The 12,589-nt window shown below is 62.3% G+C and carries 14 protein-coding genes; 5 read left to right on the top strand and 9 right to left on the bottom strand.

Annotated elements, in window-relative coordinates:
- Window positions 1–5 precede the first annotated feature (5 nt).
- The 4 genes from BMY38_RS02805 to BMY38_RS02820 all read right to left on the bottom strand — a co-directional run bounded on the left by BMY38_RS02805 (window position 6) and on the right by BMY38_RS02820 (window position 3,253).
- Entirely contained in the window at window positions 6–800 is a 795-nt protein-coding gene (locus tag BMY38_RS02805) for an ABC transporter substrate-binding protein (protein WP_092759559.1), read from the bottom strand.
- A complete protein-coding gene (locus BMY38_RS02810) occupies window positions 797–1,510 on the bottom strand; it encodes an ATP-binding cassette domain-containing protein (protein WP_092759561.1) in 714 nt (237 codons plus the stop codon). Before BMY38_RS02810 ends, BMY38_RS02805 begins: the two co-directional genes overlap by 4 nt.
- Entirely contained in the window at window positions 1,504–2,208 is a 705-nt protein-coding gene (locus tag BMY38_RS02815) for an ABC transporter permease (RefSeq protein WP_092759563.1), read from the bottom strand. Before BMY38_RS02815 ends, BMY38_RS02810 begins: the two co-directional genes overlap by 7 nt.
- Window positions 2,209–2,281: 73 nt before the next feature.
- A complete protein-coding gene (locus tag BMY38_RS02820) occupies window positions 2,282–3,253 on the bottom strand; it encodes a glycosyltransferase family 2 protein (protein WP_175495746.1) in 972 nt (323 codons plus the stop codon).
- A 103-nt stretch (window positions 3,254–3,356) separates the two neighbouring features.
- Between BMY38_RS02820 and BMY38_RS02825 the strand changes: the two genes are divergently transcribed.
- The 4 genes from BMY38_RS02825 to BMY38_RS02840 are packed head-to-tail and all read left to right on the top strand — an operon-like array spanning window position 3,357 to window position 7,331.
- On the top strand, window positions 3,357–4,577 hold the full coding sequence (locus tag BMY38_RS02825) for a glycosyltransferase (RefSeq protein WP_175495747.1): 1,221 nt from the start codon (window positions 3,357–3,359) through the stop codon (window positions 4,575–4,577).
- Window positions 4,570–5,490, top strand: a complete 921-nt coding sequence (locus BMY38_RS02830; RefSeq protein WP_092759567.1) for a glycosyltransferase family 2 protein — start codon at window positions 4,570–4,572, stop codon at window positions 5,488–5,490. The genes BMY38_RS02825 and BMY38_RS02830 overlap by 8 nt, the downstream gene beginning before the upstream one ends.
- Window positions 5,483–6,520 (top strand): hypothetical protein, encoded by a 1,038-nt coding sequence (locus BMY38_RS02835; protein WP_092759569.1) that lies wholly within the window; start codon window positions 5,483–5,485, stop codon window positions 6,518–6,520. The genes BMY38_RS02830 and BMY38_RS02835 overlap by 8 nt, the downstream gene beginning before the upstream one ends.
- 1 nt (window position 6,521) lies before the next feature.
- Complete coding sequence (locus tag BMY38_RS02840) at window positions 6,522–7,331, top strand: glycosyltransferase family 2 protein (protein ID WP_092759571.1); 810 nt, start codon at window positions 6,522–6,524, stop codon at window positions 7,329–7,331.
- A gap of 356 nt (window positions 7,332–7,687) precedes the next feature.
- Here BMY38_RS02840 and BMY38_RS02845 read toward each other — a convergent pair whose 3' ends face one another.
- Complete coding sequence (locus tag BMY38_RS02845; RefSeq protein WP_092759573.1) at window positions 7,688–8,287, bottom strand: nicotinate-nucleotide adenylyltransferase; 600 nt, start codon at window positions 8,285–8,287, stop codon at window positions 7,688–7,690.
- Window positions 8,288–8,678: 391 nt separating this feature from the next.
- Between BMY38_RS02845 and ettA the strand changes: the two genes are divergently transcribed.
- The gene (gene ettA, locus BMY38_RS02850; protein WP_092761120.1) at window positions 8,679–10,334 is read left to right on the top strand and encodes an energy-dependent translational throttle protein EttA; all 1,656 of its coding nucleotides are present in this window, start codon (window positions 8,679–8,681) and stop codon (window positions 10,332–10,334) included.
- Between the two features lie 70 nt (window positions 10,335–10,404).
- Here ettA and BMY38_RS02855 read toward each other — a convergent pair whose 3' ends face one another.
- Genes BMY38_RS02855 through BMY38_RS02870 form a run of 4 tightly spaced genes read right to left on the bottom strand, consistent with a single transcriptional unit; the run spans window position 10,405 to window position 12,549 of the window.
- Window positions 10,405–11,013 carry a hypothetical protein gene (locus tag BMY38_RS02855; protein WP_092759575.1) on the bottom strand — a complete coding sequence of 203 codons (609 nt, stop codon included), beginning with the start codon at window positions 11,011–11,013 and terminating at the stop codon, window positions 10,405–10,407.
- 12 nt (window positions 11,014–11,025) lie between these two features.
- Window positions 11,026–11,733 carry a flagellar type III secretion system pore protein FliP gene (gene fliP / locus BMY38_RS02860; protein ID WP_425431615.1) on the bottom strand — a complete coding sequence of 236 codons (708 nt, stop codon included), beginning with the start codon at window positions 11,731–11,733 and terminating at the stop codon, window positions 11,026–11,028.
- On the bottom strand, window positions 11,730–12,005 hold the full coding sequence (locus BMY38_RS02865) for a FliM/FliN family flagellar motor switch protein (RefSeq protein WP_092759577.1): 276 nt from the start codon (window positions 12,003–12,005) through the stop codon (window positions 11,730–11,732). Before BMY38_RS02865 ends, fliP begins: the two co-directional genes overlap by 4 nt.
- Window positions 11,998–12,549 (bottom strand): hypothetical protein, encoded by a 552-nt coding sequence (locus BMY38_RS02870; RefSeq protein WP_139204642.1) that lies wholly within the window; start codon window positions 12,547–12,549, stop codon window positions 11,998–12,000. The genes BMY38_RS02865 and BMY38_RS02870 overlap by 8 nt, the downstream gene beginning before the upstream one ends.
- Between the last annotated feature and the right edge of the window lie 40 nt (window positions 12,550–12,589).

Raw genomic sequence — 12,589 nt, forward strand, 5'->3', positions numbered from 1 at the left:
GCCGATCAGCGTTCGGCGTTGAAGGTGAACAATTGCTCATCCGCCACGCGGTAGCCGTTGATCAGCACTTCGGCCCGCTCGGAGACCAGCCAGTCCTCCAGTCTGGCGGCGGCCCCAGCCTTGATGTGATCGTATCGGGCAGGGTTTACGGGCAAATAGGCATATTGATTGAACATCGCCGGGTCGCCTTCGAATAGGATCGACATGCCGTCCTTGTTCCCGAACTTCAGCCAGCTTGCCCGGTCCGACAGGACATAAGCCCCCATGCCGACCGCCGTATTCAGCGCGGCCCCCATACCCGCCCCGACTGGGCGGTACCAATCGCCTTCGGTCGGGATACCCGCCGCATTCCATAGGGCCAGCTCGGCCTTATGGGTGCCGCTGTCGTCGCCACGGCTGACGAATGGAGCTTGCGCGGTTGCGATCCGGGCCAATGCCTCAGTCGCGTCCCCGGCTTGTGCGATACCGGCAGGATCATCGCCGGGGCCAATGATGACAAAATCATTATACATGATCTCGCGCCGGTGCGTGGCGTTGCCAGCGGCGACGAAGGCCTCCTCTGCAGCTTTGGAATGAACCAGAACCGCGTCGACGTCCCCCGCTTCGCCCAGGCGCAGGGCCTGTCCCGTGCCGACCACGATCAGTTCGATGTCTATGCCGGTGTCCGCCGCGATCTGGGGCAGCAGAATATCGGCCAAACCGGAATTTTCGAACGATGTCGTGACGGCCAGCTTCATGGTTTCCGCCGAAGCGGAGCCGGCGGAGAGGAAAAGGGCGGACATTAGAAGTGCACGGATCATTCGACGATATCTCCATTCAGGAAGGCTTCGGCCTCGGGTGTTGCGGGGGCCGCGAAAAAGGTCTTGGCAGGTCCCGTTTCGTGTATCCGGCCATGCAAGAGAAATATGACATCGGACGCAAGACGACGCGCCTGCCCCATGTCATGGGTGGCCATCACCAGCCGAGTGCCTGCCGCCGCCGTCCCGGCCAGCAGCGCCTCGATCTGCCGCGTGGCCCGCCCATCGAGCGCCGCACAGGGTTCGTCCGCGAACAGGATTTCGGGTTCGGTGATCAGGGCGCGGGCCAGTGCCAACCGTTGCATTTCACCTCCCGACAGCGATGGCGCGGGCTGCGCCAGCATCGCGGTCAGATCGAAACGATCGGCAATTGCGCGGGCCCGTGCTTCGGCCTGCGCGCGGGACGCACCCCGCAAACGCAGGGGAAACATCAGATTGGCCAGAACCGAACGCCGGAGAGCGATGGGGCGCTGGAACACGTAGGCCTGCCGTTCGCGCGCGATCGCGTCGGCAACCGACCAGCCGACGTGCCCGTCCGCAGTTCGTTGCAATCCGTGCATCATCCGAAGCAGCGACGTCTTGCCCGACCCGTTCGGCCCGATCACGACTGTCACGCCGATGCGTCCGAGCGTCAGGTCAACCGGCCCGATCAGTGTCTTGCCCTGCCGTCGCAGGGTTGCGCCGGTCAGGGTCAGGGGAAGCGCCGCTACCATGTGCCCTGCCGTTCGGTTCGCATCGCCCAGTGGCTGCCCCAGGACACGATCAGCGCCAGCGCGATCAGGATGATGCCCAACCCCAGCGCCAGGGCAAAGTCGCCGCGCCCGGTTTCAAGTGCGATGGCCGTCGTCAGAACGCGCGTCGCACCGTCGATATTGCCACCGACGATCATGATCGCGCCGACCTCGCCGATGGCGCGTCCGAACCCGGCGAGCGCGGCCGTCAAAAGGGCGCGGCGGGCGTCGATCAGCAAGGTGACGATGCGCTGACCCCGCGTTGCATTCATCGAAATCAGCAGGTCGTGATAGTCGGACCAGAGATCGCGCATTGCCTGATAGGCGATGCTGGCGACCAGCGGCGTGATGATGATGATCTGCGCAACAATCATCGCCGTCGGTGTGAACAAAAGGCCCAGAACCCCCAGCGGCCCGGACCGTGACAGAAACAGATAGACCACCAGGCCCACGACCACAGGCGGTAATCCGATAAGGGCGTTCATCGTGGCGATGACCGCCCGCCGCAGACGGAAGCGACGCACCGCCAGCCATCCTCCCAGGGGCAGCCCGACGAGACAGGAAATCGCCAGCGCCGTCAGCGTTACCCGCAGCGATCGAAGTGTGATTTCGATCAGTTCCGCATCCAGCGTCACGATCATGCGAAACGCTTCGGTCAGTCCGGCCAGCAGATCGCCCATGTGCCCCCTCGTCCCTCCGGGGCTACTTGGACCGGAGGGGGGCGGACGTTCAAGCCCCCAGGGGCGTGCTGTTCTAAAACCGTCCGGTCAGGACCGAGGCCCACATACCTGCCTGTCCCAGCCTGCCATCGCGGTGAATGCCGGTTCGTGCGAAGGCCAAAACCCGGGTCAAAATGGGAAGCGACCGGAGCGCGGTCACCTGATCGAGAAGTTGGGCGCAGTCGGGCCGAAGGTTGTCCCGGACCGCATGCAGGTTGGCAAGGTTCGCATCGGTCCAGTCGCGGTATCGTCCGTTGATCATGCCACGAAGGCGCGCGAGACACGCCGAAAAACCGCCGTTTGCACCGATCTGGTTGCCGCCGTGCTGCCGGTAGAGAATGCCCGGACGGTCATCGAAAATGACGGCACCGCCGCATCCGGTCACTATCTGATAAATCCACCAGTCGTGAACAGGATCGGCGCGCAACTTTGACGCGGCATGTCGCATTAGGTCGACGGCCGGACGGTTCAGTACCATCGTGTTGCCGCCGGCGATGTTGCGGGCCAGCGCATGACGAAATGACGGTTCGATACCGGGCGCGCGGGAGAGGCGACGCCGGACCATCGTCTCGGACGTCTCGACCGAGCGTCCGCCATAAAGCGCTGGGCCTTTCGTGATCTGCGCAAGCGCATCCACAGCAGCCCGGATCTTCCCGGGCAACCAGATGTCGTCCTGATCCGACAGGGCAACGACGTCGACGTGACCGGGCATCCGTTCGAGCAGGGAAGCGAAGTTCGCGCCATAACCCGTGCAGGGTCCATCAAGCATGTGAACGGCGAACGGCGCGGTTTCGGCAAACCGCAGCACGATGTCGCGCGTGTCATCGGTCGAGCCATCATCGCTGACCAGCAACAGATCGGGCAGACGCGTCTGGGTTGCCAATGATTCGAGTTGTTCCAGGAGAAACCGACTGCCGTTGAAGGTGGCCATCGCCACGGCGACCGTCAGGTTTTCGCCTTGCCTGGATGGCATTCGGATGGGCGACGCGATTGTCGCCTCATCCATTAACCCTTTTGAAAGGACAGGTGGAGATAACTCGATCATGGCTCGAGATATGAACACAACCTATGAATGCAACGTTAAGCCGGGGGTTCCGAAACGTCGACAATTGACCGCACGCCCGCTGCACGTGGCCTTCGCGATCGAAGCGCTTCACGGCGTGTCCGGCGGTGCCGAACGGGTTCTGGCCGATGTATCCCGCATCATTCACGAACGCGGGTACCGGGTTACCGTCATCACACACGAGGGACGCAACGGACCCAGCTTTTATCCGTTGCGATTCGGGATCGAACGGGTCGATGCCCGCCCCCGCCATTCGCGCCGTCGGAAAGCGCCTGTCCTGGATCGCGCCCGGGGTATCGCCGCGCGCAGCAAGATCGCCTCCATTCCGATCTGGCTGGTGCAGTTCGTGCCGATGGTCCTGCGGTTGCGCCGCATTCTGCGAGACACCAGGCCAGACGTGGTGATCGGGTTCATGCCCTCGATGTTTCCCTACATGTCGCTGGCTGTACTGGGATTACCGGTGAAATCCGTCGCGTCGGTTCACAATGTCCCGAAGCGGGAATTCGGGGCCGACCCCAAGCGCTGGAACCAGAACAGGATGGACAGGAAGATGCGGCGGCTCTCGCTGCGGTTCTCCGATGCGGTCACGGTGTTGCTGCCGTCCTTCGTGCGTCAGCTGCCGCTCCCGGAGGCGGCCGCGAAAACACGCGTCATCCCGAATATGGTGAAACGCTATGAAGGGCCACTGGCGGACGTTCGCGAAAGCCCGGATGAGCCGAATGTCATTCTGGCCGTCGGACGGTTGGCGGATGCCAAGGACCATCAGTCTCTGATCGAAGCCTGGGCGATGCTGGAGGATCGATTTCCGAATTGGGAAGTGCGGATTTTCGGCAACGGTCCGCTGAAGTCCAGCTTGTCGCGCCGCATCCGTTTGGCCGGAGTGAAGCGGCTGAAAATCCACAAGCCAACGCCCGAGATCATGTCTGAATATGCTGCCGCACGCATTCTTGCCATGCCGTCCCGACACGAAGGCTTCGGGCTGGTGACCGCCGAGGCGCTGTCCGTCGGTCTGCCGGTTGTCGGATTCGCGACCTGCGAAGGCACGAATGAACTGGTGCAGCACGGATACAACGGACTGCTGGCCAACCCCCGCGGCGGACGGGCGCGCGGTTTCGCAGTGGAGCTTGAGAAAATGATGACTGACGCCTATTTACGCACTCGCCTTGCCGCCGCGGCCCCGAAGTCGGTCGAACGGTTCGACCCCGAGGTCATAGCCGACCATTGGGAAGACCTGATCCGGTCGCTTGTACAGGTGGCGCATGACTGACCCGATGCACCCCGATCCCTGTGGCCAGATCGACATTACTGTCTGCATCCCGGTCTATAATTCCGCAGGAGAGATCGCACGCAGCGTTCAGTCCATCATCACCCAGACGACAACCGCGCAGGTCGAAATCCTGCTTTGCGACGACGGTTCGACGGACGAAACACGGGCGATCATCGCCGGTTTGCAACGGCAGCATCCCAATATCCGCCTGCTGGTCAATGACCGCAATAGGGGCCGACCGTTCAGCCGCAACCGTCTCGTCGCCGAGGCAAGGGGCCGCTATCTGACCTGGCTGGATGCCGACGATGAGAAATACCCCGAGATGATGGACCGGCAGTTTCAGATGCTGGAGCGTCTGGTCGCGGAGAACGGTCCCGAAGCGATCGACGGAGTGTTGGTCTTCACCAATTTTCACTGGCTGTGGCCCAGCGAGGACGCACCCAAGCTGATGACGCCACCGGAAGGCGATCATCACATGGAGGAGCTGCTGAATGCGCGCTTCGGCGGCTATCTCTGGCTGATGATGGGTACGACCGAGACTTTCCGCACTGTTGGTCCTTTCGACACGGCCTTGCCGCGCCTGCAGGACCTCGATTTCTTCGTTCGGTTCGTCCAGAAGTGCGGCCGCTTTCGTCGGATCGAATCCGATGCGCCGCAATGCATATATTACAAAGACGATCGTGCGCGGGGCGCAATGCAGGTCTGGCAATCGTGGTGCCATATCTGGAGTAAGCACCGTCAGATCTTCAATGCCTATGGTCCCGAAAATGCGCTGCGATGGCGGCGGCACCACTACCGTGTCGCCCGCCGTTTTGCCAAAGCGAACCGCGACTGGCTAACCTATTGGTTCATCGCAGCGCAGGAGGTTTTCTTCATCGCCCGCGCCAGGGCAAGGACGGGTTTCGGTGTCTAAAACACTTTACCTTCATATCGGAACGCACAAGACGGCGACGACGACGCTTCAGCATTTCCTGGCCAAGAATCGCAAGGCACTGCGCGCGGTAGGGCTATTCTATCCTCAGCAGAACATCGTCGGCGCGCCCAGACATTATGCGCACCACCGTATCGCCCATGCGATCGCCGGGCGGGACGACAAATTGGATTTCGACTGTGCCACCGCATTCTTCGCCAAGGCGATGGAATTGGCAGGCGAAGATGACCGCATTCTTATCAGCGCCGAACCGTTCTTTCGTCACATGATCAAGCGAAAGAACGATCCGGCAACAGACCCCGAACCGGCCCTTTACCGCTATGCCAAAAAGGTCCGTGCGGCCTGCGGCGACGCGGATGTGCGGATCGTCGTGATGCTGCGCAGACAGGACCTGTTCATCGAATCGATGTATGGCGAACATGTCCTGTCCACCGGCTATCAGCATGAGATCGCTTCGTTTATCGAGGAACGCCACTGGATGCTTGATTATCGCCAGCGCCTTGCGGTCTGGGCCGATGTTTTCGGTGCCGACAATATCATGGTCCGCACCTTCGAGCGTGAATCGATGGACACCCCTGTGGAGCAATATTTCCTGAATTGGCTCGGCGTCGATTGGTGCGACGGATTCGATGCAGCCGGCGATCAGAATGTCGCGCTCAACCGCACCTTCGTGGAGTTCAAGCGCCAGATGAACTTCCCCAACCAGCCCAGTGGTCACAACACCAGGCTTCGCGAATGGCTGACGATGGCGGCTGCGCTCCCCTTTGCTGCGGATCTGCCGAAACGGGGGAAATATTACCTTAACCCCAAGGATCGCTATACTCTGATAAAGGCGCAGGAGGACGGTAACCGAGAAGTTGCGCGCACATATTTCGCCCGCGAAAATCTGTTCCTGCGACGGGTGGAACAGGATGCGAAACATTACCCCGGCACAGATATCGTAACGGATCGGGAGATCCAGAAAATCACCAGGCATCTGCTGCGAATGATCGCGCAGCCCGGCGTCGGCTGACATGACACTGTGGCCCGAGGTTTCGGTCGTCATCCCGATGCGAAACCGGGTCGTGTCGACCGCTGCTGCCGTCCGGTCGGCCTTGGCGCAGAAGGGCGTTTCAGTCGAGGTCATCGTGGTCGACGACGCATCCGATGGGGAAGATGCGGACAGGATTAACCGTATATTCGGCGACGCGATTACTCTTATACGTTGCGATATGCGCCGCGGCGCACCGACCGCCCGAAATCTCGGTGTCGCCTCGGCACGCGCGGCCATGGTCGCATTTCTCGACTCCGACGATGTATTCCTGCCGGACAAATTGCGGCTGCAGCGCACAGCGATGCAAGCCGGTGCACGGGGCTTTTCGGTCACCGGATTTCGCACGAAAGCCGGTCGTCGGTTCGTGTTGCCACGGCAAGCCACGCTGGGGATTGCGGCGCGCAATACCTTCGGCGGAACCAGCGGCCTCATGGTGCGGACCGACATGATCCGCGCGGAACCTTTTGCCCCCGATATGCCGGCGGTTCAGGATTGGGAGTTGTATCTACGCCTTCTGCGTCTGGGCCCGCCTGCAGTCCTGAGACAGCCGCTTTATGTCTGTGACACAAGCGGGGTTGACAGAATCACAGCGAATGCGCGGCGCCGTGCATTGGGACACCGGATGCTGCAACTGCGCCATTTTAACGACAGAACCGACGCGGGGCGTCTTGCCCTGAAAGTGCAAGCGCTGAACCGCGTACTTTTGGCCGATGCGGCGCGCGGAGGCCTTGGGGCCGTGACCCGTACGCGGATGCGCCTGTGCCGGAGCCTTCTAAGCCGGATAGCCTAAGCCCGGTCCTAGTGCACAGGGCGCACCAAAGCACTTTGTCCAAGGCTCCTGTCGGCAGGTCCAACCTGGGCGGCCGTCCCCGAGGCCCGACCCGGATCGACAACCCTGTCCGAAACGGCCCCAAGTCGTCGCAGACCGCAGGGGTGCCGCAGCGCATATGCCAGCCTGTGGTGACCGCGGCATGAAGCGTCCGGCAGATCGCAATAACCCTTCGCCCGCGAAACACGGTCGGAAGATGTTAGGAAATCCGGACCGGGCAGGCGGGTCGTCTCAGGTTCAAAAAACCGCCGCGTCGCACCCCCGCCGCTGTGGCATCCGCATCCGTCCGATATGGCCCAAGGTTACTGGGTCACGGCCTAGCGCCAGCCACCCTCCGCGCGGATCGCGCTGGACGATGTGGTGTTCATCGGCACATTCAGGAAGGTCCACGCCGGGGACGTTTGCCGCCCTAGCCCTTGCGCCGCCTCGGTCGGAATTCGCGCGTTTCGATAGATCGTCGCGGTCGGAGAGCTGAGCGCCGCCGCGCGATCGCCGGGCCGGGCCAATACAGCGACGGGCACGGCAGCAAGAATGCTGCGCCAATGGTCCCAATGGTGGAACTGCGCCAGATTGTCCGCCCCCATCAACCAGACGAACCGCACACCCGGGTATCGCGCCTGCAACGCTGCGATCGTGTGTGCCGTATAGCGGGTGCCCAGCCGCACCTCGAGATCGGTGACGACGACGCGTGGATTGTCGATAACGCTACGTGCCTGCGCCATACGACGATCCAGCGATGCCGGGCCCTGCGTTTTGAGCGGATTGCCCGGACTGACCAGCCACCATACCCGGTCAAGACCCAGACGCTTGATCGCCTCGCGGGTGATGTGACCATGACCGGCATGGGCCGGGTCGAAAGACCCGCCCAAGAGGCCGATTATCTGCCCCGGTCGGGCAATGGGAAAGCCGTTGCGCATCGCGTCATCAACACCTTACCGCACCCATCGCGCAAGGGCGCGATTGTCGGCCTCTTCAGCGCGCGAGGTCATGAACAAAGTGCATCCGAGGTTCAGATGCCGTTCATCACCTCCCGCCGCCATGCCCATAACCGAGCGTCGCGCATCGTGCGAAACGCCGACCGAACTGGCCCGTGCGCGCGTTGCTGTCTGGGGAACACGCTCGCTGAAGGCCGGAAATCTGGCGGCAGCGGCCAATCAACCGCTTCGATTCCCGGCGTCGGTACTGCGGCACGCGACGGCCTGGCGCCCGCCGATGGCGGCTGCGACCGCAGGTTACGCCGGGCGCATTGCCCCCGCGCGGGTGGCGATATACATGGCGGCCATACCCCGAAACCGGAGGAATTCCAGCATGGCGAGCTATCAATACGTCTATCACATGGACGGCGTGTCCAAGGCCTATCCCGGCGGCAAGAAGGTGTTCGAAAACGTGCGCCTGTCGTTCTTGCCCGGCGTCAAGATCGGCGTCGTCGGCGTTAACGGCACCGGCAAGTCGACTCTGATGCGGATCATGGCCGGACAGGACAAGGACTTCCAGGGCGAGGCATGGGCCGCCGAAGGAGCGAAAGTCGGTTACCTGCCGCAGGAGCCGAACCTCGACGACAGTCTGACGGTGCGCGAGAACGTCATGCTGGGCGTCTCCGAGAAGCAGGCCATCCTCGACCGTTACAATGAACTTGCCATGAATTATTCGGATGAAACCGCCGAGGAGATGGCCAGTCTGCAGGACGTCATCGACAGTCAGAACCTCTGGGATCTGGACAGTCGTGTCGACATCGCTCTGGAGGCACTGCGCTGCCCCCCAGATGATGCGAGTCCGGCAAACCTGTCGGGTGGCGAACGCCGTCGTGTTGCGCTGTGCAAGCTGCTGCTGGAAGCGCCGGACATGCTATTGCTGGACGAGCCGACGAACCACCTGGACGCCGAGACGATCGCCTGGTTGCAGCGACACCTGATCGACTACAAGGGCACGATCCTGATCGTGACACACGACCGTTACTTCCTCGATGACATCACGACCTGGATTCTGGAACTGGAGCGGGGCCGCAGCATTCCCTACGAAGGCAACTATTCATCCTGGGTCGAACAGAAAGCCAAGCGATTGGCGCAGGAAGCCAAAGAGGACAAGTCGCGTACCAAGACGCTGGAGCGGGAACTGGAATGGATGCGCGCCGGGGCCAAGGCGCGACAGTCGAAGTCCAAAGCCCGGATCGCAGCCTATCACGAAATGGCGGACCGCTCCGAGAAGGAGTTGGTCGGCAAGGCCCAGATCATCATTCCGAATGGCCCGCGCCTGGGAAGCAAGGTAATCGAGGTCGATAATCTGACCAAGGCCTATGGCGACAAGCTGTTGTTTGAAAACCTTTCGTTTTCGCTTCCTCCGGGCGGCATTGTCGGAGTCATCGGGCCGAACGGCGCGGGTAAATCGACCTTGTTTCGCATGCTGACGGGGCAGGAGCAGCCCGACACCGGAACTGTCGAATTCGGTGATACGGTCAAGCTGTCCTACGTCGATCAGTCGCGTGATGATCTTAACCCGGACGAGAATGTCTGGCAGGCGATTTCCGGCGGGGCCGAACTGATCAAGCTGGGCGACGCTGAGATCGCCTCCCGCGCCTATTGCGGGGCATTCAACTTCAAGGGCGCAGACCAGCAGAAGAAGGTCGGCATCCTGTCAGGCGGTGAGCGCAATCGCGTCCATATGGCACGGCTCTTGAAAGACGGCGGAAATGTTCTGCTGCTGGACGAACCGACCAACGATCTGGACGTGGAGACGCTGCGCGCGCTGGAAGACGCCATTGCGGAATTCGCGGGCTGTGCCGTGGTCATCAGCCACGACCGTTTCTTCCTCGACCGGCTATGCACGCACATCCTCGCGTTCGAAGGCGATGCGCATGTCGAGTGGTTCGAGGGTAACTTCGAGGCCTACGAAGAAGACAAGGCCCGACGTCTGGGGCCGGAATCGCTGAATCCGACGCGGGTCAAGTACAAGAAGTTCTCACGTTGATTCAACGGCGCATGTCAGCGTGTCCGCTACCCCCTGGGGCGCGCGCTCGTTCGCTGGACAGTTGCGCGCCTTACCGCGCCCCCTGTTCAAGCTGACGCAAGGCGCGATGCACAGCCCGGACCTGTCCGCCCGGCAAGGCGCGCAGGTCGCTGGCCTGTTCCAGCGATGGCTTGCCCATCAGGCTCATGGCAATCACCGCCGGATGTTCGCGTGCCATGCTGGCCGTGTCGAACGTCTCTGCAATCAGTCTGTGTACGGAGTCGGGGGCGAGCGTGGTGGATTGCAACGGCGTATCGGCCCGACGATCAGGCCGATACGGCTCGGGAGCCGTCAGCGTCAGGCGCGGCCCGACGGTCGGTCGCCGCGCCGGTTCTGACGCGTCCGCTGTCGGCGCCACCGGGTCAGGACGCAGGCGGGGCGCCGGCTTGGTAAAGACGCGTGTTGTCTTGGGCGCAGCAGGTGAGGGCGCCGGGGTCTGCGCCATTCCGGCGCGTCCTTCGACGGTTTCGACCAGATCGCGCGCCCAGTCACGCAGACGCTCGGGTGCGATAGACGTCGCATTGGTTCCCCCGGTGCCAAGCATAGCGATCAGGGCGTGTGCCTTTTCTGCGTTGCTGGCGGGCGACGCGGCGGCAGCTCGGGTCAGGGGCACGGCGGGTTTACCGGCAGTATTTGGCATGAGAAGTCCTTGTCAGAGATAGCTTCGCACCAGCGCGCCGGACACCAATGTCCAGCCATCCACCACAACGAAGAATGCGAGTTTGAAGGGCAGTGAAACGATTGCCGGGGGCACCATCATCATGCCCATCGACATCAGGATCGCGGCGGCGACCATATCGATGATCAGAAAAGGCATGAAGACCAGGAACCCGATCTGAAACGCCCGACTGACTTCCGACAAAAGGAACGATGGCACCAGAACGGAAAGTGCGCCGGGTTCCGTCCCGGGGCGGAGATCCTGCAAATGCGCCAGCGTATTGGCGTCGACGCGGTTCGCCATAAAGGCGCGGAACGGCTCGACTGCGGCGGGGATCGCCTCACTCGCGTCCATTTCGCCGCGCGTCAACGGGCCGACCCCGGCTTCCCAGGCGGCCATCGCAACAGGCTCCATCACGAAATAGGTCAGGAACATCGCCAGACTGACAATCAGCATGTTGGGCGGCGAAGCCTGCAACCCGATGGCCTGTCGCATGATCGAAAGAACCGTCACGATGAACGGAAAACAGGTCACGGTAATCGCAATGCCGGGGGCGAGGCTCAGAACTGTCAGCAGCGCGATCAGCTGGACCGTTCGCAGGGTCAGCGTGCCTTCGCCAAGCTCTATCCCCAGTTCCTGCGCGTAGACCGTTCCGGGCAAGGTCAGCATTGCGGTGAGAACGAGGCCAAACAGAAATCTCACGCAATGCCATCCGTTTCGGCCACTTCGGTCAGGCGAACGGCAAGGCGACCGGACGGATCGCCGTCCATCTCCTGGAGTTCGCCGCGCGCGATCAGGCGGTCGCCCGCATACAGTTCGACCGGGTCCGTCAGCCCGCGGTCCAGTGTCAGGATGGCGTCACGCTTCAGCGTCAGAAGTTCCGCCACCGTCGGATGTGCCCGTCCGACCGAGATTGTGATCTCGACAGGAACGCGGGACATGGCGGATTTCGTGTCTTGGGTCGGATCAGCCATTCAGGGCCTCCTTAACGCCGGCGGCATCCTGCCCCCGGTCCATCGTTGCAAGAAAGGTTTCAAGCGCATCGTCCAGCGCGGTCAGCACGCCCTCCAGATCGATCTGACGCTCCTGACCCGTCCACCGGATCAACGCCTGGGACATCGACAAGACAGGCTCTGACGTGACGGTGACGCGTTCTGCCGCGATGCCGCCCCGTTCCAGCAGGCGCGCAACCGGAGCCGCGTCTTCGGGCGCGACCACGAGCGTAAGACATTCCGTCCCGGCATCGAGAACGGCCTCCACCTCCTCCAGCAGAATCGGCAGAAAGGCCCGTTCGACCGTGCTGGGCAGAAGTTTGTCGAACACGTCGCGGAGAGCAGGCTCCAGTGTCATCAGCGCAGTCGTCATAGCCGCGCGCTGATCCCGCTCCAACCCGGTCAGACGTTCGGCCAATTGCGCAGCGACGCGGGATTGCTCCGCTTCGACCTGAGCCATGGCGTCATCCCATCCCGCGTTGTAGCCATCGTCGAACCGGTCGTTGGCATGGTCGACGGAGGCCATCCCAGGCGCCTGTCCGCGGGTGCCGAAATCTTCTAGCCTC

The organism is Jannaschia helgolandensis (genome assembly GCF_900109285.1).
GTDB lineage: Bacteria > Pseudomonadota > Alphaproteobacteria > Rhodobacterales > Rhodobacteraceae > Jannaschia > Jannaschia helgolandensis.

What these genes read in the sequence shown, in the direction of transcription:
- BMY38_RS02805 (WP_092759559.1), bottom strand. Translation starts at nt 800, where the DNA reads ATGATCCGTGCACTTCTAATGTCCGCCCTTTTCCTCTCCGCCGGCTCC.
- BMY38_RS02810 (WP_092759561.1), bottom strand. Translation starts at nt 1,510, where the DNA reads ATGGTAGCGGCGCTTCCCCTGACCCTGACCGGCGCAACCCTGCGACGG.
- BMY38_RS02815 (WP_092759563.1), bottom strand. Translation starts at nt 2,208, where the DNA reads ATGGGCGATCTGCTGGCCGGACTGACCGAAGCGTTTCGCATGATCGTG.
- BMY38_RS02820 (WP_175495746.1), bottom strand. Translation starts at nt 3,253, where the DNA reads ATGGATGAGGCGACAATCGCGTCGCCCATCCGAATGCCATCCAGGCAA.
- BMY38_RS02830 (WP_092759567.1), top strand. Translation starts at nt 4,570, where the DNA reads ATGACTGACCCGATGCACCCCGATCCCTGTGGCCAGATCGACATTACT.
- BMY38_RS02840 (WP_092759571.1), top strand. Translation starts at nt 6,522, where the DNA reads ATGACACTGTGGCCCGAGGTTTCGGTCGTCATCCCGATGCGAAACCGG.
- BMY38_RS02845 (WP_092759573.1), bottom strand. Translation starts at nt 8,287, where the DNA reads ATGCGCAACGGCTTTCCCATTGCCCGACCGGGGCAGATAATCGGCCTC.
- ettA (WP_092761120.1), top strand. Translation starts at nt 8,679, where the DNA reads ATGGCGAGCTATCAATACGTCTATCACATGGACGGCGTGTCCAAGGCC.
- BMY38_RS02855 (WP_092759575.1), bottom strand. Translation starts at nt 11,013, where the DNA reads ATGCCAAATACTGCCGGTAAACCCGCCGTGCCCCTGACCCGAGCTGCC.
- BMY38_RS02865 (WP_092759577.1), bottom strand. Translation starts at nt 12,005, where the DNA reads ATGGCTGATCCGACCCAAGACACGAAATCCGCCATGTCCCGCGTTCCT.
- BMY38_RS02870 (WP_139204642.1), bottom strand. Translation starts at nt 12,549, where the DNA reads ATGGCCTCCGTCGACCATGCCAACGACCGGTTCGACGATGGCTACAAC.